Annotated in this window: 19 protein-coding genes; 16 read left to right on the top strand and 3 right to left on the bottom strand. The window is 60.3% G+C overall.

Annotated elements, in window-relative coordinates:
* Positions 1 to 187: 187 nt before the first annotated feature.
* The 9 genes from ERD78_RS09050 (at position 188) to ERD78_RS09010 (ending at position 8,308) form a co-directional block, all read left to right on the top strand.
* The gene (locus ERD78_RS09050) at positions 188 to 679 is read left to right on the top strand and encodes a low molecular weight protein-tyrosine-phosphatase (RefSeq protein WP_129969116.1); all 492 of its coding nucleotides are present in this window, start codon (positions 188 to 190) and stop codon (positions 677 to 679) included.
* A 267-nt stretch (positions 680 to 946) separates the two neighbouring features.
* Complete coding sequence (locus tag ERD78_RS09045; protein ID WP_129968933.1) at positions 947 to 1,453, top strand: Fe-S cluster assembly transcription factor; 507 nt, start codon at positions 947 to 949, stop codon at positions 1,451 to 1,453.
* A gap of 23 nt (positions 1,454 to 1,476) precedes the next feature.
* Positions 1,477 to 2,691, top strand: coding sequence for an IscS subfamily cysteine desulfurase (locus ERD78_RS09040; protein WP_129968932.1), 1,215 nt, complete (start codon positions 1,477 to 1,479; stop codon positions 2,689 to 2,691).
* On the top strand, positions 2,691 to 3,074 hold the full coding sequence (locus ERD78_RS09035; RefSeq protein WP_129968931.1) for an iron-sulfur cluster assembly scaffold protein: 384 nt from the start codon (positions 2,691 to 2,693) through the stop codon (positions 3,072 to 3,074). Before ERD78_RS09040 ends, ERD78_RS09035 begins: the two co-directional genes overlap by 1 nt.
* Before the next feature lie 5 nt (positions 3,075 to 3,079).
* Positions 3,080 to 3,403 carry an iron-sulfur cluster assembly protein IscA gene (iscA, locus tag ERD78_RS09030; RefSeq protein WP_129968930.1) on the top strand — a complete coding sequence of 108 codons (324 nt, stop codon included), beginning with the start codon at positions 3,080 to 3,082 and terminating at the stop codon, positions 3,401 to 3,403.
* A gap of 76 nt (positions 3,404 to 3,479) precedes the next feature.
* Positions 3,480 to 4,367, top strand: coding sequence for a methylglyoxal synthase (locus ERD78_RS09025; protein WP_129968929.1), 888 nt, complete (start codon positions 3,480 to 3,482; stop codon positions 4,365 to 4,367).
* Between the two features lie 275 nt (positions 4,368 to 4,642).
* On the top strand, positions 4,643 to 5,866 hold the full coding sequence (locus tag ERD78_RS09020) for a capsule biosynthesis protein (protein ID WP_129968928.1): 1,224 nt from the start codon (positions 4,643 to 4,645) through the stop codon (positions 5,864 to 5,866).
* Positions 5,863 to 6,666 carry an SDR family NAD(P)-dependent oxidoreductase gene (locus ERD78_RS09015; protein WP_129968927.1) on the top strand — a complete coding sequence of 268 codons (804 nt, stop codon included), beginning with the start codon at positions 5,863 to 5,865 and terminating at the stop codon, positions 6,664 to 6,666. Before ERD78_RS09020 ends, ERD78_RS09015 begins: the two co-directional genes overlap by 4 nt.
* A 1-nt stretch (position 6,667) precedes the next feature.
* Entirely contained in the window at positions 6,668 to 8,308 is a 1,641-nt protein-coding gene (locus ERD78_RS09010; RefSeq protein WP_129968926.1) for an LTA synthase family protein, read from the top strand.
* Here ERD78_RS09010 and gdhA read toward each other — a convergent pair.
* The 3 genes from gdhA to trxA form a co-directional block, all read right to left on the bottom strand.
* Positions 8,305 to 9,648 (bottom strand): NADP-specific glutamate dehydrogenase, encoded by a 1,344-nt coding sequence (gene gdhA / locus ERD78_RS09005; protein WP_129968925.1) that lies wholly within the window; start codon positions 9,646 to 9,648, stop codon positions 8,305 to 8,307. The genes ERD78_RS09010 and gdhA overlap by 4 nt on opposite strands.
* Before the next feature lie 32 nt (positions 9,649 to 9,680).
* On the bottom strand, positions 9,681 to 10,937 hold the full coding sequence (gene rho, locus ERD78_RS09000; RefSeq protein WP_129968924.1) for a transcription termination factor Rho: 1,257 nt from the start codon (positions 10,935 to 10,937) through the stop codon (positions 9,681 to 9,683).
* Positions 10,938 to 11,036: 99 nt separating this feature from the next.
* Positions 11,037 to 11,363 carry a thioredoxin TrxA gene (gene trxA / locus ERD78_RS08995; RefSeq protein WP_129968923.1) on the bottom strand — a complete coding sequence of 109 codons (327 nt, stop codon included), beginning with the start codon at positions 11,361 to 11,363 and terminating at the stop codon, positions 11,037 to 11,039.
* Positions 11,364 to 11,578: 215 nt separating this feature from the next.
* Here trxA and parE point away from each other — a divergent pair, with 215 nt between their 5' ends.
* The 7 genes from parE (at position 11,579) to ERD78_RS08960 (ending at position 22,306) form a co-directional block, all read left to right on the top strand.
* Positions 11,579 to 13,540 carry a DNA topoisomerase IV subunit B gene (parE, locus tag ERD78_RS08990; protein ID WP_129968922.1) on the top strand — a complete coding sequence of 654 codons (1,962 nt, stop codon included), beginning with the start codon at positions 11,579 to 11,581 and terminating at the stop codon, positions 13,538 to 13,540.
* 18 nt (positions 13,541 to 13,558) lie between these two features.
* Positions 13,559 to 15,865 carry a DNA topoisomerase IV subunit A gene (parC, locus tag ERD78_RS08985; protein ID WP_129968921.1) on the top strand — a complete coding sequence of 769 codons (2,307 nt, stop codon included), beginning with the start codon at positions 13,559 to 13,561 and terminating at the stop codon, positions 15,863 to 15,865.
* 54 nt (positions 15,866 to 15,919) lie between these two features.
* Positions 15,920 to 16,951 (top strand): CDP-6-deoxy-delta-3,4-glucoseen reductase, encoded by a 1,032-nt coding sequence (locus tag ERD78_RS08980; RefSeq protein ID WP_129968920.1) that lies wholly within the window; start codon positions 15,920 to 15,922, stop codon positions 16,949 to 16,951.
* Positions 16,952 to 17,008: 57 nt separating this feature from the next.
* Positions 17,009 to 18,262 carry a D-amino acid dehydrogenase gene (locus ERD78_RS08975; protein ID WP_129968919.1) on the top strand — a complete coding sequence of 418 codons (1,254 nt, stop codon included), beginning with the start codon at positions 17,009 to 17,011 and terminating at the stop codon, positions 18,260 to 18,262.
* A gap of 7 nt (positions 18,263 to 18,269) precedes the next feature.
* Positions 18,270 to 19,592 carry an extracellular solute-binding protein gene (locus ERD78_RS08970; protein ID WP_129968918.1) on the top strand — a complete coding sequence of 441 codons (1,323 nt, stop codon included), beginning with the start codon at positions 18,270 to 18,272 and terminating at the stop codon, positions 19,590 to 19,592.
* Between the two features lie 240 nt (positions 19,593 to 19,832).
* Positions 19,833 to 20,720, top strand: a complete 888-nt coding sequence (locus ERD78_RS08965; RefSeq protein ID WP_129968917.1) for a TrbG/VirB9 family P-type conjugative transfer protein — start codon at positions 19,833 to 19,835, stop codon at positions 20,718 to 20,720.
* The gene (locus ERD78_RS08960; protein ID WP_129968916.1) at positions 20,717 to 22,306 is read left to right on the top strand and encodes a type II secretion system protein GspD; all 1,590 of its coding nucleotides are present in this window, start codon (positions 20,717 to 20,719) and stop codon (positions 22,304 to 22,306) included. Before ERD78_RS08965 ends, ERD78_RS08960 begins: the two co-directional genes overlap by 4 nt.
* Positions 22,307 to 22,309 lie beyond the last annotated feature (3 nt).

Below are 22,309 nucleotides of genomic sequence, written 5' to 3'. Positions count from 1 at the left end.
CAGTGCATGAATATTGGGCCTGCCGGCATTTTCCTCCGTCTTCCAGCCGTATCGTTTTCACATGGAAAATAGTCGCTAAATCGTTTGCAGGCATTAATTTTTTGCCTTTGTCAACACTGATGCAAGCAAAAATGTGGTCTTGCAAAAAGCCTTGCCTTGCAACGGGTTTTCCCTCACACTTTCGCCTATTATGACTAAGGTACTTTTCGTTTGCATGGGTAACATCTGCCGCTCGCCGAGCGCAGAGGGCGTCTTTCGTCATTTGGTTGACGAGGCTGGCCTCTCCGGGGTGATCGGGTCGGATTCTGCTGGTACCCACAGCTTCCACATTGGCGAAGCGCCTGATGCGCGCGCGCAGGCGGCAGCGCGCAAACGTGGCTACGAACTCTCCCACTGCGTGGCGCGCCAGATCACGCCCGAGGATTTCCGCGAGTTCGACCTCATTCTGGCCATGGATTGGGAAAATCTTTCCGCGCTGCAGCAGCAGTGCCCCAAGGTCTATCAGCACAAGCTCATGCTGCTCATGCGCTTTGCAAACGAGTTCGAGGAAGCTACGGTGCCCGACCCTTACTACGGCGGGCCCGAGGGCTTCAACAAGGTGCTCGATTACCTCGAAGACGCCTGTCAGGGCGTGCTGGAACTCGTTCGCAAGCGAGCGCTCCAGTACCAGGCGGCCTGATCAGCCTATCCGGCCGCTACAGCACCTCCAGAACCAGAAGCACCCAAACTCCAATCCAAAACGGGGTCGGCGCGTGATGCGCCTCTTAGCGCTCCGCTTCCCCGTCTGCACGCCGTTATGCCTGAGACCGCTTGTGTGCGAACACCCATGAGGTGTCGCTGTTGGTCATGGTAATTCCCTAGCAAATTAGTCGGATATTAGCTATACTTGACTGAAATGCTAGGTTATTGCCGGGCGCCTGTTGCGCCCGCCTTTTCAGGAGTCATCATGCGTTTGACCACCAAAGGGCGTTTTGCCGTTACCGCCATGATCGATCTGGCCCTGCGCCAGCACAGCGGACCCGTGACGCTGGCCACGATCAGCAAGCGGCAGAATATATCGCTGTCCTATCTGGAGCAATTATTCGGCAAACTCCGCCGGCACGAACTGGTCGAAAGTATGCGCGGTCCGGGCGGGGGATACTCCCTGGGGCGGTTGGCGCGCAAAATCACGGTCGCCGACATCATATTCGCGGTGGACGAGCCCATGGATGCAACCAGTTGTGGCGGAAAAGAAGATTGCACGGTCGGCCTGAATGGAGGCACCGGCAAATGCATGACCCATGAGCTCTGGGCATCGCTTAATCGTAAAATGATTGATTATCTAGATTCGGTATCCCTGCAAGATCTCGTCGATCAGCAGCGCATGCGCCAGCTGCAGGAAGCCAGCCAGCAGGTCGCGCAACAGCGCGGTGTTGCCCGCGAAATCCCTATGGTGGGCCCTGTGCCGATCTAGCCGCCATCCCGCAGGAGTCTTTTATGCCTTCCACGCCGCTTGTTTACCTGGATTATTCCGCCACCACGCCCGTGGATCCTCGCGTAGTGGAGCAGATGGTGCCTTGGCTCAATCAGCGCTTCGGCAACCCGGCCTCGCGCACCCATGCATACGGCTGGGACGCGGAGGAGGCTGTGGAGCGTGCGCGTGCCATGGTTGCGGGGCTGGTCAAGGCTGAGCCGCGGGAGATCATCTGGACTTCGGGCGCCACCGAGTCCGATAACCTGGCCATCAAGGGCGCTGCTCACGCAGCGCAAGCCAGAGGCAGGCATATCGTCACAGTCAAGACAGAGCACAAGGCTGTTCTGGATACCTGCGCGGAGCTGGAGCGCGAGGGCTTTGAAGTGACCTATCTCGATGTGCTGCCCAATGGCCTGATCGATATCGAGGCATTCCGGGCCGCGTTGCGCCCGGATACCGTTCTTGCCTCAGTGATGCTCGTCAACAACGAGATCGGTGTGATCCAGGATATCGCCGCATTGGGCGCCCTTTGCAGGGAGCAGGGCGCCGTGTTTCATGTGGACGCTGCCCAGGCGACCGGCAAGATCGCCATCGACCTTCAGACGCTGCCCGTCGATTTGATGTCATTCTCCGCTCACAAGACCTATGGGCCCAAGGGCGTGGGTGCCCTGTATGTGCGCCGGAAGCCGCGTACGCGTGTCCTGGCCCAAATACACGGCGGCGGGCATGAGCGCGGGCTACGCTCGGGCACGCTGCCCACGCACCAAATTGTGGGCATGGGCTATGCATTCGAGTTGGCGGCCCGCGAGATGGCAGCCGAGAACGAGCGCATTCGCGCCTTGCGAGATCGCCTGCTGGCGGGCCTTTCCAGCATACCCGGTATCCATATCAATGGCGACATGACGCAGCGGGTACCCCACAATCTGAACATCAGCTTCGATCATGTCGAGGGCGAGGCCCTTATCATGTCCCTCTCTGAGCTGGCAGTGTCCAGTGGTTCAGCCTGCACTTCAGCGAGTATGGAGCCGTCCTACGTTCTTCGTGCCCTGGGCCGGTCCGACGAGCTCGCCCACAGTTCATTGCGGCTGACGCTGGGACGCTTTACCAGCGGCGAGGATATCGATACGGCAGTCGACATCATCAGGCGACAGGTCGATCGCCTGCGTGAAATTTCTCCCCTCTGGGAAATGGTCGAGCAGGGGATAGACTTGAATTCTGTCACATGGGCCTCACATTAATGGCATACACTGAACAAGTTCTCGATCATTACCTGAATCCACGCAATGTCGGTTCGTTCGATGCGTCGGTTGCCCGAGTGGGTACAGGTCTGGTGGGTGCACCGTCCCAGGGTGAAGTCATGAAGCTGCAGATTCGCGTCGGCGAATCGGGTATCATCGAGGAAGCACGGTTCAAAACTTATGGTTGCGGCTGCGCCATCGCATCGAGTTCGCTCGCCACAGTCTGGGTAACCGGCAAGACGCCCGACCAGGCGCTGGGCATCAGCAACGTCGACATCGCGCACGAACTCGCCTTGCCGCCGGTCAAGCTGCATTGTTCCATCTTGGCCGAAAACGCCATCAAGGCAGCCGTGCAGGATTTCAAGCAGAAGTATCAAGGTTGAGGATCATGGCTATCACGCTTACAGAACGCGCAGCGGATCACATCCAACGCTATATCCAAAGGCGAGGCAAGGGCCTGGGCTTGCGCCTGGGCGTCAAAATGACAGGCTGCTCCGGCTTGGCATACAAACTTGACTATGTTGATGAGGCCAAAGACGGCGATCTGCTTTTTGAACAGCATGGCATCAAGCTGTATGTAGACGCCAAAAGTCTGCCATTCCTGGAGGGCACCGAGGTCGATTTCACGCGCGAAGGGTTGAATGAAGGCTTCCGTTTTGCCAATCCCAACGAAAAGGCGTCCTGCGGCTGCGGCGAGTCTTTCACGGTCTAGCCAGGCACGGCCCTGGATTTCGCTGCATTTCCAAGGCATTCTCTCACCAATTCAGGCCCTGCGCGGCCTCTGAACCATGCCTGTGTTGCGATTCGGCCTGGCGGCCAACCGGCTCCACCATGAAACCTACGGCGCTGCGCTTTTCAAATGGCTCGAACGATCGGCTGGGGGCGTGCGCGAACTGGGCATACAGTTCCATACCGTGGGCCGTACCTGTGACGCCATCGAGCGCTCCGGTCTGTTGCAAAACTACTCTGGCCTGATCCGCTATCCTTATGGCCGTGAAGGCGGGCTCATGAAGCTGGTGGCGCGCGTAACCGAAGGTCGAGACGGCTCCGAGCCGTTTGACGGCGCCATTTATCTCATCGATCCTGTCGACCCATCCTCTATTTTTCCCGAGGCCTTGGCTCTGAAGCGGCAATGCATTACGCATGGCCGTCCTTTTGTGTCCACGCTTATGGGTGCCGTGGAATGGGTGGAGATAGAACGTATCGCAGCCGGATTGCCTGCGGACACGGCTGTTGATGATTTGTTCGATTTTTCACATCAAACCCTGGCGCTGATCGCCCATGATGCGCTGAAGAATCAGATGGTAGAGTTTGCAAGCAGGCATTTCGATTTGCTGTCGCGGTTTGCGCGGCGTGTCGGCACCGGCACAACCAGCGGGCGGCTCAACGAGCTCGCATGGTCGCGCGGCTGGCCTCGCTCCGCGCCCTGGGTTCATGCCTACCTGAGCGGCCCCCTGGGCGGCGATGCGCAAATAGCCGATCAAGTGCTCGAGCGGCGCTGCCAGCGTGTCATTTTTTTCGAGGATCCGCATGTTGCCCGGCAGCATGAGGCGGATATTCAACTACTGGAAAGGGCCGTGCGAGTCGTGACCGAGCATGCCTGCTGCGTGGCCTCGCCCGCGGTCGCGTACCGCTGGGCCGACGCAGCAGCCCGGCGCATGGGCGCGGCCGCTTAGCCCGCGCTGACCCAGACGTCTCCATTGGCTTGCGACCCAGCCGCTTCGCGGCTTGTGGCCGCTGAACAGGCTGGGCGACACTTTCCCGCGCCTCACGGCGCACACAAGCCTAAAATTTCAAATTATTAACAAATCACTGTAAATAGCTATATTTGCCTATTTGATACAATAATTGCTGGGAGAATGCTCTTTAATCCGCCAACCGTCCGGCGCGGGGTTGCTTGCGCCTTCCGGGGATGAGCAGCAGGCAGAAAAACACTAATAGTTCCATGTAAATGACGCGTTCGTTTCTGTTTCTGCAGGGGGTCTGTTCGCCATTCTTTTCCAGGCTGGGCAAGCGGCTTAATCAAGAAGGCCACCAGGTGGTGAAGGTGAACTTCAATGGGGGCGACGCGGCGTTCTGGAACGCCGGTGGCGCTGTGCCCTGGCGTGGTGGTGTGGACGGCCTTACGGATTTCTACCAGGACATCTATCACAAGCATGGCGTGACCGATGTTGTTCTCTTCGGCGACCAGCGACCAGTACATCGTCCGGCCATCGATCTGGCGAAGCGCCAGCAAGTGCGTGTCCACGTCTACGAGGAAGGCTATTTCAGACCCAACTGGCTCACCCTCGAGCGCGAGGGTGTCAATGGCCATTCGACCTTGCCGCGAGACCCACAATGGTATCGGGAGGCGGCCAGGAAAGTACCCCGTTATCGCAACGGGCGTTCGCTCGGGCCGTCTTTCAAGGCAAGAGCTTGGCACGACATCCGATATCACATTTGCAATTTGGGTAATCGCTGGACTTTTCCCGAATATAAAACCCATGCTCCCGTGAGTGCATGGAAAGAATACAGCGGCTATCTTGTCCGATCGACGCGCATTGCACGCCGCAAGCAGGTCGATGCAGCAAATATCGCCCGCCTGATCAACGACGACCGTGCTTTCTACCTGTTACCGCTACAATTGGACAGCGACGCGCAGATCCGGACGCATTCGCGTTTTCGCACCATGGTTGAGCTGATGGAGCAGGTAATGGAGTCATTTGCCGCGCATGCCGCAAGCGATGCCGTGCTGGTCGTCAAGAACCACCCCTTGGACCCCGGCCTTGTTCCGCACGGACGCATTGCCCGCGACTTGGCTGGCCGCTATGGCATAGCCGACCGTATCGTTTTCCTCGAAACCGGACATTTGCCCACCTTATTGAGCAATGCAACGGGCGTGGTCACCGTAAACAGCACGGTCGGTGGCTCCGCGCTTGTGCATTCTCGCCCGCTGATTGCTCTGGGGCAGCCCATCTACGGTATTCCCGGCCTGACCTTCCAGGGCACGCTGGATGCATTCTGGCATGATCATGAGCCGCCGGATATGGGCTTGTTTCACAACTTCCGCAATGTCGTAATCCATACAACCCAGGTCAATGGCGGCTTTTACACAGAGAAGGGCATCGACATGGGCGTGGAGCAATCGGTTGGCAGGCTGACGGCGGTTCGCTCGCGGCTGGACGTCCTGGCATGACAGCCGCCGGCGCGCAACCCCCTCTTGGCGCCGAGGCAGCGTCCCGCGGCATTCTGATCACGGGAGCGGCTGGGGGCATTGGCAGCGCTCTGGCCCGCGAGTATGCTGCGCCGGGCGTCACGCTTGTACTCCACGCGCGCGATGCGTCGCATCTGCAGCCGCTTGCGCAAGCATGTCAGGCGAAGGGCGCGCGTGTCGTTGTCAAGGGACTGGACGTGCGCGATACTGCCGCGCTGCTGGACTGGCTTCGGTATATGTCGGAAACCATGCGTCTTGACCTCGTTGTAGTCAATGCGGGCGTCAATATCCATGGGAAGCCCGATGGCAGCGGGGAAGATTGGGATGAGATGCAGGTATTGCTGGATGTGAATATCAGGGCGGCCTTGGCCACGGTTCAGGGCGTACTGCCTGCCATGCGTGCGCGTGGATCCGGCCAGATCGCGCTGATGAGTTCGCTGGCAGCCCAGCGCGGCTTGCCCATCACGCCGACATACAGCGCCAGCAAGGCGGCTGTCAATGCCTATGGCGAGGGTATGCGAGATTGGCTGGGCCCGCAGGGCATCAAGGTGAACGTGATCATGCCGGGCTATGTTGAGTCGAAAATGTGTCACGACATGCCGGGCCCCAAGCCCTTTCTGTGGACCGCGGAAAAAGCGGCCCGCGTCATACGGCGCGGTCTTGACCGCAACCGCGCCCGCATCAGCTTTCCGTTTCCGCTCAATTTCAGCTGCTGGTTTCTGGGGCTGGCGCATCCGGCCTTGTCATCGTGGCTTTTGAAGCGCTTCGGCTTCGGTGATTGACTTGCCGGGATCCTTCTTCGCCGTGCCGCCATTGTCCGCGTGGTGCATTCCCTTTGTGCTGGGCTTGCTGCTGGGCTTCGTCGTCGAGGCATTTGCTCGGCCGCGCCCTGTTGCCCCGTGGCGCCGCGACTGGCGCTGCCTGGCCGTGCATGCAGGGCTATGGGCTTTGGGTTTTGCCGCGCTGCTGGCGATTTATCAGCGCCCCTGGGTGGCCACGGTTAATTTGCTGGCGCTGCTTGTACTGCTGACCGTAATCGGCAACATCAAGTACATTACTTTGCGCGAGCCCTTCATTTATCCCGATTTCGAGTATTTCACGGACGCGATCAGGCATCCGCAGTTCTATCTCCCATTTTTCGGCATCGGCAACGCCATCATGGGCGCGGCCGCCTATGTGGCCGCCATGGTGGCCGGCGTCATGCTGGAGCCAGCTTTGGGCGAGACCTGGGCCCAGTCATTGGTCTTGGCCGCCTCGCTTGCTGTCGCCGCCGCGGTGTTGTTGTGGTGCGCGGGGCGGCGGCCCGTATCCATCTCCTCGGAAGGCGGTCGCGACCAACAAGTCCTGGGCATGCTGTGCGCATGGTGGCGATACCGCCAGGAAGAAGGGCGGCAGCTTGATCTGAGCGCCCACGCGCCTTTTTCCACGCCGCCGGACAAGGAGGCTGAGCATCTGCCCGACCTGATCATGGTGCAATGCGAGTCGTTTTTCGACCCAAGGCGCACCTTCCGGGGCCTGCGACACGACATTCTGACCGTATTTGACGCCATGCTTGCGGAAAGCGCCGAACAGGGGCTGCCGCACGGTCACCTGCGGGTACCCTCCTGGGGCGCCAATACCGTGCGTACCGAGTATGCGGTGTTATCGGGCATTGCGCCCGAGGTCATGTCGGTGCACCGCTACAACCCTTATCGCTCTCTTGGCCGCCATGCCGTGCCCACGGTGGCCCATTATTTGCGTCGGCTGGGCTATAGAACCCTGTGCGTGCACCCGTATGCCCGCGCGTTTTATCGACGCGACAAAGCCATTCCCGCATTGGGTTTCGATGTTTTTCTTGCGCAGGACGACTTCCCCGACGCGGCGCGATTCGGTCCCTACATTGCCGACAGCGCGGTCGCCGAAAAGGTGTGCCGGCTACTGGACGACGAAGGCCAGCCGGGCGCGCCTCGCCCGCCGCTGTTCATCTATGTGATCACCATGGAGAATCATGGCCCGCTGCAATGGGAGCAGTTTGATCCGGGCGAGCAGCACTTCTATTTCCCTCAAGGCTTGCCCACCGGATGCGACGACGCCGTTGTATATGCGCGCCATATCGCCAACACAGACCGGATGCTTCAGCAATTGAAAGCCCGTCTGGAGAAACACGAGCGCTCCGCCTCGCTGGCGGTCTTCGGCGATCATGTGCCCATCATGCCTGCGGTGTACGCCCAGTTGGGCGAGCCCGAAGGCAGCACGGATTTTTTCATGTGGTCCAACCCCCCGGCGCTCGCCCACCGTTCACAGCCGCGTCCTGCGAGCACATCGTGCACGCTGCAATCCCATGAGCTTGCTCAGGCCTTGCTCGCGCATGCATTGCGCGTGCACAAAAAAGGCGCTTCCGATGAAGAGCCTTCTTGCGCCATGAACCGGCAACCGGAAAACTAGTAAAGCCCCTGTTGCAGCATGGCGTCGGCCACTTTCACAAAGCCCGCGATATTCGCGCCGTTCAGGTAGTTAACGCCGCCGTCCGGCTGCTTGCCGTGCAGTACGCAGTTCTCGTGAATATTGCGCATGATTGCATGCAGCTTGTTGTCCACTTGTTCGCGTGTCCACATCAGACGCTGCGCATTCTGGCTCATTTCCAGGCCCGATACCGCCACGCCGCCGGCGTTGCTTGCCTTGCCCGGCGCGTAGAGAATGCCCGCATTCACGAAGGCCTCCACGGCGTCCAGGCTTGTGGGCATGTTGGCGCCTTCCGCCACGCATCGTACGCCGTTCTTGATCAGTGTCTGTGCGTCTTCGAGCTCGAGCTCGTTCTGCGTTGCGCAGGGCAGTGCGACATCCACAGGGACGTGCCAGGGACGTTTTCCGGCTTCGTATACGAGGCCAAGGCGCTCGGCATATGTTTGCACCCGGCCCCGCTCTTCGTTCTTGATGCGAATCAGTTCGGCGAGCTTGGCCGGCGTGAACCCCGCCTTGTCTATCACCGCGCCGTGAGAGTCTGACACCGTAATCACCTTGGCGCCCAGCTGCATGCATTTCTCAATGGCGTATTGCGCCACGTTGCCCGAGCCGGATACTGATACGGTGAAGCCTTCGATAGACTGGCCGGCATGTTTCAGCATTTCTTCCGCAAAATAGACGGTGCCATAGCCTGTGGCCTCGGGCCGGATCAGGCTCCCGCCGAAGCTCAGTCCCTTTCCGGTGAACACCGACGCGGCTGAGTTGGACAATTTTTTCATCATGCCGGCCATGAAGCCGACTTCGCGTGCCCCGACGCCGATGTCGCCGGCCGGCACATCGGTATCCGGGCCGAGATGCCTGTGCAGTTCGATGATGAGCGCCTGGCAGAACCGCATGACCTCAGCATCGGACTTGCCCTTGGGATCGAAGTCGGAACCGCCCTTGCCGCCACCCATGGGCAGCGTTGTCAGGGCGTTCTTGAAGGTCTGCTCGAACGCGAGGAACTTGAGGATGGAAAGATTTACCGACGGGTGAAATCGCATGCCGCCCTTGAAAGGGCCGATGGCCGAGTTATGCTGGATGCGAAAGCCGCGATTGACGCGTGTGTTGCCCTTGTCGTCAACCCAACTGATGCGAAACTGGATGGCACGCTCGGGCTCGACCAGCCGCTCCAGGATGCCCTGTTCGGCATAGCGCGGGTTCTGCTCGATGAAAGGCCACAAACTGGTCATCACTTCCTTGACCGCCTGCATGAACTCCGGTTGGTTCGGGTCGCGGGCGCGTATCTGGTCTAGAAATTGATCGAGTGTAGGTAGTTTCATCAAGGCAAACTCGGTTGAGGTTGAAAGGAATTCTACTTTTTCATCATGTCGAAAAACTCGGCATTGGTCTTGGTCGCGCGTATCTTGTCCAGAATGAACTCCATCGCCTCGATTTCGTCCATGTCGTGAATGAACTTGCGCAGAACCCATACCTTTTGCAGCAGCTCCGGCTTGATCAGCAATTCTTCCCGGCGGGTGCCGGATTTGTTCAGATTGATGGCGGGGTATACGCGCTTTTCGGCAAGGCGCCGCTCAAGGTGTACTTCGGAGTTGCCGGTACCCTTGAATTCTTCGTAGATGACCTCGTCCATGCGACTGCCCGTTTCGACCAGGGCGGTGCCGATGATGGTCAGCGAGCCACCTTCCTCCAGGTTGCGGGCCGCGCCAAAGAAGCGCTTGGGACGTTGCAGCGCATTCGCGTCCACACCGCCGGTCAGTACCTTGCCAGAAGCCGGCACGACCGTGTTGTAGGCGCGCGCCAGACGCGTAATGGAGTCGAGCAGTATCACGACATCCTTTTTGAGTTCGACCAGGCGCTTGGCCTTTTCGATGACCATTTCGGCAACCTGCACATGGCGCGTGGCCGGCTCGTCGAATGTCGACGCCACCACTTCGCCGCGCACAGTGCGTTGCATCTCCGTCACCTCCTCGGGCCGTTCGTCGACCAGCAGCACGATCATGAATGCGTCGGGGTAATTGGTGGTGATGGCATGCGCAATGTGCTGCATCATGACCGTCTTGCCCGACTTGGGGCTGGCGACGATGAGCGCGCGCTGGCCCTTGCCCAGGGGCGCAAAGATGTCCAGGATGCGGCCGGTGATGTTTTCTTCGCTCTTGATGTTCCGCTCAAGCGTCATAACCTCGTCTGGATGCAGCGGTGTGAGGTTCTCGAACATGATGCGATGCTTGATCGCCTCGGGCTGCATGCCGTTGACCTTGTCGACCTTGACCAGCGCGAAGTAGCGTTCGCCATCCTTGGGGGTCCGCACCTCGCCTTCGATCGAATCGCCGGTATGCAGATTGAAACGGCGTATCTGCGACGGCGAGATGTAGATATCGTCGGTGCTGGCGAGATAGGACGTGTCGGGCGAGCGCAGGAAGCCGAAGCCGTCGGGCAACACCTCAAGCACGCCATCCCCGAAGATCTGCTCGCCCTGTTTGGCGCGGCGCTTCATGATGGCGAACATCAACTCCTGCTTGCGCAGGCGGCTGGCGTTGTCGATTTCCAGCTCGGCGGCCATTTCCAGCAGCTTGGAGACATGCTGCGTTTTTAATTCATTGAGATGCATGAGAGAAGAGAAGGGAGGGGTATTTGGCGGAGATGGCGGACCCAGGAAAGGGCCCGCGCGCAAAAAGGGTTTGCCTGATAAAGAGAATTTTGTATTTGGTTAAACGTTTTCGTCTAGGAAAGCGCTGAGCTGTGTCCTGGACATTGCGCCGACCTTGGTAGCGGCAGCCTTGCCATCCTTGAACAGCATGAGGGTGGGTATGCCCCGTATGCCGAACCGGGCAGCAGTGTCGGGATTTGCATCGACATCTACCTTCGCTATGATAACACGATCGGCGTATTGCTTCGAGGCTTCCTCGAGCAGCGGCGCAATCATCTTGCAGGGTCCACACCACTCCGCCCAGTAATCGACCAGTACGGGAAGGTCTGCGTTGAGAACATCAGCCTCGAACGAGGCATCGGTCACGTGTTTGATGGAATCGCTCATGATAAAAAAGAAAAAAGGATGATCGGTACAGGAAAACTATACGGGACGGCGGGGCAATCGCACAATGTATTCTGTTGGTTTTTCGCCTGTGTGCGTTGCCGCTTTCCGACAAGCATACCATTCCCATCCCGGCGGCGCAGCTTTGGCGGTGCATCACCCTTTGCCCGCCGACTTCGTAAAATATACCGTTTTCACATCACGAACCCGGACTCAAATTGGCTACACCACGTTACGACGAAGCATCCATAAGGGTGCTCAAAGGGCTGGAGCCCGTCAGGCAGCGGCCCGGCATGTATACCCGCACCGACAACCCGCTCCATATCATCCAGGAGGTCATAGACAACGCCGCCGATGAGGCTTTGGCTGGCTTTGGAAGCCAGATCAAAGTCACATTGCACACTGATGGCAGCGTGTCCGTCGAGGATGACGGGCGAGGCATTCCCGTGGGCATGCACGCCCAGGAGCATGCGCCGGTTGTCGAACTGGTGTTCACCCGCCTGCATGCCGGCGGGAAATTTGACAAGAAGCAGGGCGGCGCCTACGCTTTTTCGGGCGGCCTGCATGGTGTCGGCGTGTCCGTAACCAATGCGCTGTCGCGGCGCCTGGAGGTGCGCGTCTGGCGTGACGGAGCCGTCCATGAGCTCGCTTTTGCCGACGGCGACGTCAAGACGCCACTGAAACAGGTGGACACCGCAGCCCGCCGCAAAAGCGGCACGCTGGTGCGTGTGTGGCCCGATCCCAAGTATTTCGACAGTGCGGTCATTCCCATGGCCGAACTTGTCCACGCCTTACGCAGCAAGGCTGTACTCCTGGATGGCGTCAAGGTGGTTCTGGTCGTGGAGAAGAGCGGCGAGGTGCGCGAGTGGCAGTATCAGGCCGGATTGCGCGGCTACCTCGAGGAAGCCGTGCAGGGCGAGGAAAAAATCATCCCCTTGTTCGAAGGCAAACAGTACGCCGGCGAAGATGATGAGTCCTTTTCCGAAGGTGAGGGCGCCCACTGGGTGGTAGCCTGGACCACCGAAGGCCACGTCCTGCGTGAATCCTACGTCAACCTCATTTCCACTACAGCCGGCGGCACGCACGAGGCCGGGTTGCGCGACGGTCTGTTCAACGCGGTTCGCGCCTTTGCGGAACTGCATTCGCTGATTCCCAAGGGCGTCAAGCTGATGGCGGACGACGTCTATGCCCATGCCAGCTTTGTGCTGTCAGCCAAGGTGCTCGATCCGCAGTTCCAGGGGCAGATCAAAGAGAAACTCAACAGCCGCGACGCCGTCAGGCTGGTCAGTGGCTACGTCAAGAACGCGCTTGATCTCTGGCTTAATGCCAATGTCGAATACGGCCGCAAGTTGGCGGAAAGTGCCATCAGGCAGGCCCAGGCCCGTGCGCGCTCGGCGAAGAAGGTGGAGAAGCGCAAGAGCTCGGGTGTGGCGGTGCTGCCGGGAAAACTGACCGATTGCGAATCCACGGATGTTACGCAGACGGAAATCTTCCTCGTGGAGGGCGATTCGGCGGGAGGATCGGCCAAAATGGGCCGCGACAAAGAATTTCAGGCCATTCTTCCCCTGAGGGGCAAGGTGCTCAATGCCTGGGAGGTGGATCGCGACCGCTTGTTTGCCAACAACGAGATACATGACATTGCCGTGGCCATCGGCGTCGATCCGCACGGAGCCAGCGACAACGCCGACCTGTCCGGATTGCGCTATGGCCGCATATGCATTCTCTCGGATGCCGACGTGGACGGCTCGCACATACAGGTGCTGCTGCTCACCTTGTTCTTTCGCCATTTCCCCAAACTGGTGGAGGCCGGCCACGTCTACGTGGCGCGCCCGCCGCTGTTTCGGGTTGATGTCCCCGCATCGGGCAAGCGCCCCGCGCGCAAGCTGTACTGCCTCGATGATGAAGAGCTTCAGGTGGTCCAGGACAAGCTGCGCACCGAGGGCGTGCGGGAGGGGGCGTGGAGCATAAGCCGCTTCAAGGGGCTGGGCGAAATGAGCGCTGAGCAGTTGTGGGACACCACCATGAATCCGGACACCCGGCGCCTGATGCCGGTTGTCTACGGCGAGCCTGGCGTGGCCGCCACCACGCAGATGTTCGACATGCTCATGGGCAAGGGTGAGTCGGCCCAGCGGCGGGCATGGCTCGAGGCAAAGGGCAATCTCGCCGAAGTCGACGTATAAGCATTATGGAAATCAGCAATGGATAGTACACAAGCGGGTCTGTTCGATCACAGCCAGGGCGATGGAGACGGCATCACCCTGGCCCACTATGCCGAACAGGCGTACCTCGATTATGCCGTGTCCGTCGTGCGCGGAAGGGCGCTGCCCGACGTGACCGATGGTCAGAAGCCCGTCCAGCGCCGCATTCTTTACGCCATGGACGCCATGGGCCTGGCTGCCGGCGCCAAGCCGGTGAAATCGGCGCGCGTGGTCGGTGATGTGCTGGGTAAATACCATCCCCATGGAGATCAGGCTGCCTATGACGCCATGGTGCGCATGGCCCAGAATTTCACGCTGCGGTATCCACTGGTGGACGGCCATGGCAACTTTGGTTCTCGCGACGGCGACAATGCTGCCGCCATGCGCTATACCGAGGCTCGGCTCACGCCGTTCGCCCGCCTGCTGCTGGATGAGCTGGACGAGGGCACGGTCGACTTCATTGCCAACTATGACGGCAGTCAGAAGGAGCCGCTTCAACTGCCGGCCCGCCTGCCTGTCATGCTGCTCAACGGCGCATCCGGCATTGCCGTGGGTATGGCAACCGAAATCCCTTCGCATAATCTGCGGGAGGTTGCGCAGGCATGTGTGGCACTGATACGCGATCCCAAGTTGTCCGACGAAACGCTGGCAGATCTCATTCCAGGCCCCGATTTCGCGGGTGGCGGCCAGATTATTTCCACTGCCGAGGACATTGCCGCGATCTACGCCACGGGGCGCGGTTCGCTCAAGGCGAGGGCGCGCTGGAAGTTCGAAGAACTCGCCCGCGGTCAATGGCAGCTCGTTGTGACGGAGCTCCCACCGGGTACCTCGGCGCAGAAGATTCTTGAGGAGATCGAGGATCGCAGCAATCCCAAGGTCAAGGCCGGGAAAAAGAGCTTGAGCGCCGAACAGCAGCAAACCAAGGCGCTGGTGCTTGGCATGCTGGATGCGGTGCGCGACGAGTCTGGCAAAGAGGCGGCGGTGCGTCTGGTGTTCGAGCCCAAGACCAGCCGGGTGGACCGTAGCGAATTCGTCACCATGCTGCTTGCCCAAACAAGCATGGAGAGCAGTGTATCCATCAATCTGGTGTGTATCGGCACCGATGGACGGCCAGGCCAACGCTCGCTGCGCCATATTCTTACCGAATGGCTCGAGTTCCGCGCGCATACCATGACGCGCCGCACCCGCTTTCGCCTGGACAAGGTCAGCGACCGCATCCATGTGCTCGAAGGCCGCATGGTGGTCTACCTGAATGTCGATGAGGTTATACAGACCATCCGCGAGTCGGATGAACCGCGTGCCGCGCTCATGGCGCGATTCGATCTCACCGAGCGCCAGGCCGAGGATATCCTCGAGATGCGTTTACGGCAATTGGCACGCCTCGAAGGGTTCAGGATCGAAAAGGAACTCGCCGAGCGCCGCGACGAGCAGGCCGGTTTGCAGGAGCTGCTCGACAATCCCCGGGCCTTCAAGCGCCTCATGATCAAGGAAATCGAGGCGGATGCCAAAACCTATGGCGACGACAGGCGCACGCTTATCGAGGCAGCGGAACGCGCCGTCATGGAGGTGAAGGTGGTCGAAGAGCCCGTTACCGTCATCATTTCCCAGAAAGGCTGGCTGCGCTCGCGGCAGGGGCACGGACACGATGCGGCGCAATTCGGCTTCAAGACTGGCGACGCGCTGTACGATGCCATCGAATGTCTCAGCACCGATGAGCTGGTGGCCTTTTCCGACCAGGGCAGAGTCTATACCGTAGCAGTTTCCAGCCTGCCGTCGGCGCGCGGCGACGGCCAGCCCATCACCGCCATGATTGAACTTGAGCCGGGCGCACGCATCGTACACATGATCGCCGGAGCGGCAGGCCGGCGCTATGTCCTGGGCACGCGCGCCGGCTACGGGTTCATCACAACGCTGGGCGACTGCACAACGCGACAGCGCGCGGGCAAACAGTTCATCAGCCTCGATAAGGGCGATGTGCTGCTCAAGCCGGCGTTGCTGCAGGCAACGGACACGCATCTGGCCATGCTCACGCGCAAGGGCAAATTCCTTGTCGTGGGTCTTGCCGAACTCAAGACGCTTTCAGGCGGCGGGCGCGGCACGATACTCATGGGCCTGGATCAGGGCGACGCGCTGGATCAATGGGCATCCCTGGGCGAGGGAGGGCTGCTGATGCAAGGGGTTTATCGCAACAAGCACACGGTGCTCACGCTGTCGCTGGCCGACCTGGATGAATATCTCGGCAAACGCGCCCGCAAGGGCCGGTTGTTGTCGGTAAAGATCAAGAATCCGCGTCTTTCCAGTGTTTGATGCGAGCTGGCATAAAATGGCCCCGTTTGTTTCCATTCAGGCATCGTCAGGAACATGAGCTACAAGGTTACGGTTTTTCCCAGCAAGCACGAATTCGAGGTACAGGAAGGGCAGACTGTGCTCGACGCGGCCTTGGCCGCCGACATCGTGCTTCCATACAGCTGCCGCAATGGGGCATGCTCGACCTGCAAGGGCAAGGTGCTCGCGGGCACCTATGATGCCGGGGCCGCGCCTGCACAAATCCTGTCGCCCGAAGACATCGCACAGGGCTATACCTTGTTTTGCCAGGCCCGGCCGAGTTCCGACCTTCAGATTGAAGCGCATGAGATCCGCATGGCGAGCGATATCCAGATACGGAAAATGCCGGCCCGGGTCATGGGGCTGGAGAAGGCCACGGACGATGTCATGCTCATGACCTTGCAGTTGCCACCTGCCGATCCGTTCCGTTTCTATGCGGGGCAGTATCTCGAATTCATCATGCGCGACGGGCGCAGGCGCAGCTATTCCATGGCGTCCCCTCCGGCGCAGAACAATCAGGTCGAGCTGCATATTCGCCATATGCCTGGCGGCGCCTTTACCGATCACGTTTTCGGCGCAGGTGACACGCAAATGAAAGTGCGCGAAATCCAGCGTGTGGAGGGCCCGTTCGGCTCGTTTTTCCTGCGGGAGGACAGCGACAAGCCGGTCATTTTTCTGGCCAGCGGTACTGGCTTTGCGCCCATCAAGGCAATAGTCGAACGTATGATCGCCGAGGGAACCATGCGCAAGGCTGCGCTGTATTGGGGAGGGCGACGGCCCCGAGACCTGTACATGGACGCCATGGCCCAGGCGTGGGCGCGGAGCCTCGCCGATTTCGACTATGTGCCTGTGATTTCGGACGCGCAGCCCGAGGACGGCTGGCAGGGGCGTTCGGGGTTTGTGCATCTGGCCGTCTTGCAGGACATACCGGATCTTTCGGGCTACCAGGTGTACGCCTGTGGCGCCCCCGCGATGGTCGACAGTGCGCGGCGAGATTTCGCTCAGGCCGGGCTTCCTGAAGACGAATTCTATGCGGACGCTTTCACATCCGAGGCCGACACCGTTTAGCGGCCGCGGGCGGCAGGGGCGCGATCGTTTTTCCCAACAGCGACAGGGGGACCAGCCATGAAAGTAGCGGTTTTGGGCAGCGGCATAATTGGTGTATCGACAGCATGGTGGCTGAGACAGGCAGGCCACGACGTGGTCGTGGTGGAGCGTGGGGCGGGGCCGGCATGCGAAACCAGCAGGGCGAATGGCGGCCAGATTGCGGTGTCTCATGCCGAGCCATGGGCCAATCCGAAAGCGCCGCTGCAGATGCTGCGATGGCTCATACGCAGCGATGCGCCGCTGCTGTTTCGCCTGAGGCTTGACCCCGCCCAATGGGCGTGGGGCTTGCGGTTCCTGCGTGAATGCCTGCCCGGCAGGGTGCCAGCGAATGCCCGCGCCATGCTGCGCATGGCCGAATATGGCAGATCCACGCTGCATGCTTTACGCAGCGAGCTTGATATTGCCTACCATCAGTCGGAAACAGGCATTCTCACGCTCTACCGGGACCAGGCCGGCTTCGAGGCGTCCCAGGACATGGCCAGCCTGCTGCGGGATCTGGGCGTGGACCGGCGAGTGGTAACGACGGATGAAATCATTGAGCTCGAGCCGGCGCTCGCCTCCGCGCGTCATCTCATAGCCGGCGGCGAGTACGCCCCCGATGACGAAAGCGGCGATGTGTATCTGTTTACAACCGAACTGGCCCGGCATGCGGAGCAGGCAGGCGTCGAATTCCGCTTCAATACTCATCTAGGCCGGCTGCTCCCGGAAGATGGGCGCATCGCCGGTGCCGAACTCATCCGGCCCGATGGCCTGTACGAAACCCTCACTGCCGACGCTTACGTGGCGGCGTTGGGTGCCTGGACCCCTGCATTTGTCGAGCGGCTTGGCGTCCATTGCCCCGTGTATCCCGCCAAGGGCTATTCGGCCACCTTTGACATCACGGATCCAGATGCCGCTCCCAGGGTCAGCATGGCCGATGCCGCGCACAAGATTGTCTTCACCCGACTGGGCAATCAATTGCGCATGGCCGGCACTGCCGAATTGTCCGGTTATTCCCGGGCGCTCAATACAATCCGTTGCGATAATATGGTGCGCCAGGCGCGCGAATTGTTCCCAGCTGGCCTGGATTTTGCTAACGTACGTTTCTGGTCGGGCCTGCGTCCTTCCACGCCATCCAACGTGCCGCTCGTGGGCAAGACCAGGATTCCGAATCTTTACCTCAATACCGGGCATGGCACGCTGGGCTGGACCATGGGGGCCGGCTCCGGGCGAGCGCTTGCAGACATTATGTCGGGCAGGCAGCCTGAACCCGAGTTTCCTTTTATAGGTTGAACATTCGATGAAGATAAATCGGCTTTATGGTGCCCACGGCTTCCGGGGCGCACTGGCTTGGCTGGCTACCGGATTGCTGTTGTGCGGGCCGGGTGCCGCTTGGGCGGCTACCGATGTCGAGGTCTGGCACACGCTCAATGCGCACAACGCCGATGTGTTCAAGGATCTGGTTGACGATTTCAACGATAGCCAGAAGGACATCAAGGTCAAGCTCAAAAGCTTCACCAGCGAGAGCGATCTGCAGGCCAAGCTGCTGGCGATCAAGAAGGCAGCCGACAGGCCGCAGCTCGTGCAACTGGATGACGAGCGCACCCCAGAAAAGCTGGCGCACGCCGACGACATCGTTCCGCTATACAAACTGCTGAACAAGCATCCCATCAAGGATGCGAAATGGTTTCTGTCGGACAAGAATACCTTTGCCCGCGACAGCCGCGGCCGCCTGATCGCGTTTCCCTACATGGCCGACATACCCGTCATGTATTACAACGTGGGGGCCTTCAAGAAAGCAGGGCTCGCCAATGCGGTACCGGATCGGGCATGGAGCGGATTGCAGGCGCAATTGGTCACGCTTGCCAACAACGGATCGCGCAACTGCCCATTGACCTCCGACCAGCCTGTGTCCGTCAATCTGGAAAATCTGGCAGCCGTGAACAATCAGTTGTATGCGTCGAATGAAAACGGCCTGAAAGGAAAGGGGGATCCCGCTTTTACATTTGATGTCATGTATATCAGGCATCTGTCCATGATGATCAGTTGGGTGCGCAGCGAACTCATGGTGCGTCCCGAGTTCGATAGTGTGGCCACCAAGCGGTTTGCCAATGACGAATGCGCCGTCCTGATGTCGTCCTCCAGCAATATCGGGTGGTTCAAGGACACGCGCAAGCTGGATTTTGGCGTGTCCGGGCTGCCTTATTATCCGCAGGTTACAGGAAAGCCGGGAAATCCCTTTGTCGGAGGCGCCGCCCTCTGGCTCATGGCTGGCCATCCCGACAAGAGCGATGCGGCAAGCCTTGCTTTTCTCAACTGGCTGGCCCAGCCCAAGCACGCCGCCAGGTGGTACCAGGAAACCGGCTTCCTGCCTCTGACCGACCAGGCCTTTGGCCTGACCGGGGAAAACTATTACGACAAGCTGGGAAATTGGCGGCAACTGGTGGCGGCGCAGCAATCGACGCCAACGGCCAACGGACGGGGTTTCCGCATCGACAACTATCCGGCCATCCGGGCCATGTTCCGCAGGACGCTGGACCGGGCCCTGGACGGCAAGGAGCCAGCTGTGACTGCGCTGAAGACCGCTTCCGCGGAAGCAAGCCGGCTCATGCGGCAGAAGTAGCGCATACGCGGATGGCGCAAGCCGCGCTGCCTGGGCAAAATCAGCCTGGGCAGCGCGGTTTTTTTTTGCCGCGCCCGCAGTGTCAGTGCCTTGTGTTCAAAGAGCATTCTGACCGGCGAGCGCAAGGACTGATTTTTCCATTCGTAGTACCCGGCGTGGCGGCCAACCCGAAGCCAGTGCAGGATGTGGCTGCGCATCGGTTTTTGATGCGCGAGATCTGATCCGTGACTGAACACGCCAATGCCTCGCTTTTCTCTCGCCATTCTGGCCTTGTGCCTCTTGCCTGGATGCCTGGCCGCGCCAGGCTGGCAATCTTTCCGTGCGGTCGCAACACCCGCCTCCTTGCTGAACTTTGACTGGCGTCTTCAAGGTGACCGTGCCATTGCGCCGCTTCAGGCATTCGACAATGGGCAACAAATGTGGCTGCAGTTCGCGCCAGGCACGCCCGTGCCAGCCATCTTCGCGCCCGAGTCCGGAAGCCGCCCGCTATCCTACCGCCAGGACGGCCCTTATGTGGTTCTGTCGCGTGTCTGGTCCCGCCTGCTACTGCGCGGCGGGCATCTCCAGGCGCATGTGACCAAGGCCGCTTCCACAGCGTCGCAGCAGCAGCCCGCAGCTGTGGCGGCACCGCATGCTTTGCCAGCGATCGGGACGCCAGTCCCGTCCGAAGCGCCCGTGGGTTTGCAAGAGGACGCCACCGCTACATCCACGGTAGCGCGCTTACCTATGGCTGCCGGCCCATCGGGCGCCCCGCTGCGGCAGCGCCCCGATGCAACCGGAACCGGGTCATTGGCGGGAGACATGACCGCAGCCAGCTTTGCCGTGGCGCAACCTTATGCCTACTACGCAGGCCCCGAGGATGGAAATATGCGCCTCGTGCTGGCACGCTGGGCTTCGCATGCGGGTTGGACTTTCCGTCCGGAGCACTGGCATGCCGAGTTCGATATTCCGCTTTCAGGCTCCGCCCGCTTCGAAGGCGATTTCAAGTCTGCTGTCCGCGCATTGCTTTCCGCCACCGAGATGGGCAGCCACCCCCTCCAGCCATGCTTCTACAGCAATCATGTCCTGCGTGTGGTGCCCCATGCGCAATCATGCAGCGGAAGCCTCGCGGCAGGTGCCGCATCATGAGTTCACGAATCGCATTGAGTCTGGTTCTGTGCCTGGCGCTACAGGGTTGCACAGTCATCAGGCAAGCAGCAGAGATTTCCGGCGTATTCGCGTCGGCGCGCCAGCGCATCGATGCTGGACACCAAGGGTTTGGCCGAAAAACAATCGATGGCGCCGAGCGCCAGCAAGCCCAGGATGTGGACCGGCCCTGGCTGGCGGGCGCGCCCCAACCGCTGGGGCGCGATGTCACGCTGCCCGCCGCGCTTCGCGCGGATGTCCGAACGACGCTCGTTTTCGCTGATGGGCCCATTGATTTGCCTGGTATTGCAAGACGCTTGATGGCCGCCACCGGCATTCCGGTTCATATCAGCCCCGAGGCATTGCTGCCGGCTGAAGCATTTTTGCCCCGTCTGGCGGCTGGCGATGCGGCGCTGGCTGTGCCGGCGCCGTTGGGCATCGATCTGGTCGATGTGTCGGAGCCTTTGGCCCGAATTCTTGATCGCATCGCCGCCAGGCTAAGCATACGCTGGCGCTACCAGCAAGACCGCATCGAGTTCTACCGCACTGAAACGCGCGTCTTCGATGTGCACGCATTGACACTCAACGCGCATGCCCAGGCATCGCTCGGACAAGCCGAAGGCGACCGTCCAGGCAGCTTCGCCAGTGCATCGGGCACGCGACTGGCAGGCGGCGGCCAGGATGCGCTGGCGACCATACGTGCCCGTCTTGAGCCATTTCTTTCCCGCGCGGGGTTCATGGTTGCGGAGCCGGGTGCGGGGGCCGCCATTGTCATCACCGATACGCCAGATGTGCTGGAAAACATTACCCGCTATCTGGCGCGAGAAAACCGCGCGCTGACCCGCCGCATCCGCCTGGTGTTCGAAGAGCTGACCATCCAGGCGAGTGGCGAGGCCGAGCTGGGCATGGACTGGCAAGCCATCTTTTCCAGTGCGCATGCCGCGGCAAGCCTTACCGGCGTAGGTGTTTCCGCACCGCCGGTCGCACTGAGCGCCAGCGCGGAGGCTAGCATATCGCAAGGCATCTATAAGGGCTCCGCGGCATTGATCAAAGCACTGGGCAGAAAAGGGCAAATTGTGCGGCATACCAGTATGCCCGTACTGACGCTCAACCGACGCCCGGTCACACACGCCGTGCGCACTACATTTTCCTATGTGGATCAGGTGCAGGTGCAACCCGTGACGCAAGGGATGGGCATGGCGATGCCGCCAGTATCGGTCAGTCAACGGGAACAGACCGTCGGATCACTGATTACGCTTGTGCCCGAAGCCATGGACAATGGTCGGGTGTTGCTGTCCATCGCGTACGACAATACCGTGGCACAGCCATTGCGGTCGGTCACTTTCGGCAGCAAGGACAATCCGCTGCAATTGCAGCAGATCACGATAGATGGCAACGGCATCGTGCAGCAGGTGGCGCTGCAGCCAGGGCAGCCATTGCTTATCTCTGGCTTTGACCGCCAGGGCCGTGAAACGGAAAGCAGACGGCTTAACCCTGGCCTGCCCCTGGCGCTGGGTGGCAGCGAGGCAGCGTCCACCCACCGCCTCGGCACCATCATCATCGTGACAGCGCAGATCGAAGAGGGCTAGCGG

The organism is Allopusillimonas soli (genome assembly GCF_004153445.1).
Classification (GTDB): Bacteria; Pseudomonadota; Gammaproteobacteria; order Burkholderiales; family Burkholderiaceae_B; genus Allopusillimonas; species Allopusillimonas soli.
Note: the sequence above shows the minus strand (reverse complement) of the source record. Positions and strands in the feature narration are given on the sequence as shown.

What these genes read in the sequence shown, in the direction of transcription:
- ERD78_RS09045 (WP_129968933.1), top strand. Translation starts at nt 947, where the DNA reads ATGCGTTTGACCACCAAAGGGCGTTTTGCCGTTACCGCCATGATCGAT.
- ERD78_RS09040 (WP_129968932.1), top strand. Translation starts at nt 1,477, where the DNA reads ATGCCTTCCACGCCGCTTGTTTACCTGGATTATTCCGCCACCACGCCC.
- ERD78_RS09035 (WP_129968931.1), top strand. Translation starts at nt 2,691, where the DNA reads ATGGCATACACTGAACAAGTTCTCGATCATTACCTGAATCCACGCAAT.
- iscA (WP_129968930.1), top strand. Translation starts at nt 3,080, where the DNA reads ATGGCTATCACGCTTACAGAACGCGCAGCGGATCACATCCAACGCTAT.
- ERD78_RS09025 (WP_129968929.1), top strand. Translation starts at nt 3,480, where the DNA reads ATGCCTGTGTTGCGATTCGGCCTGGCGGCCAACCGGCTCCACCATGAA.
- ERD78_RS09020 (WP_129968928.1), top strand. Translation starts at nt 4,643, where the DNA reads ATGACGCGTTCGTTTCTGTTTCTGCAGGGGGTCTGTTCGCCATTCTTT.
- ERD78_RS09015 (WP_129968927.1), top strand. Translation starts at nt 5,863, where the DNA reads ATGACAGCCGCCGGCGCGCAACCCCCTCTTGGCGCCGAGGCAGCGTCC.
- gdhA (WP_129968925.1), bottom strand. Translation starts at nt 9,648, where the DNA reads ATGAAACTACCTACACTCGATCAATTTCTAGACCAGATACGCGCCCGC.
- rho (WP_129968924.1), bottom strand. Translation starts at nt 10,937, where the DNA reads ATGCATCTCAATGAATTAAAAACGCAGCATGTCTCCAAGCTGCTGGAA.
- trxA (WP_129968923.1), bottom strand. Translation starts at nt 11,363, where the DNA reads ATGAGCGATTCCATCAAACACGTGACCGATGCCTCGTTCGAGGCTGAT.
- parC (WP_129968921.1), top strand. Translation starts at nt 13,559, where the DNA reads ATGGATAGTACACAAGCGGGTCTGTTCGATCACAGCCAGGGCGATGGA.
- ERD78_RS08980 (WP_129968920.1), top strand. Translation starts at nt 15,920, where the DNA reads ATGAGCTACAAGGTTACGGTTTTTCCCAGCAAGCACGAATTCGAGGTA.
- ERD78_RS08975 (WP_129968919.1), top strand. Translation starts at nt 17,009, where the DNA reads ATGAAAGTAGCGGTTTTGGGCAGCGGCATAATTGGTGTATCGACAGCA.
- ERD78_RS08970 (WP_129968918.1), top strand. Translation starts at nt 18,270, where the DNA reads ATGAAGATAAATCGGCTTTATGGTGCCCACGGCTTCCGGGGCGCACTG.
- ERD78_RS08965 (WP_129968917.1), top strand. Translation starts at nt 19,833, where the DNA reads ATGCCTCGCTTTTCTCTCGCCATTCTGGCCTTGTGCCTCTTGCCTGGA.
- ERD78_RS08960 (WP_129968916.1), top strand. Translation starts at nt 20,717, where the DNA reads ATGAGTTCACGAATCGCATTGAGTCTGGTTCTGTGCCTGGCGCTACAG.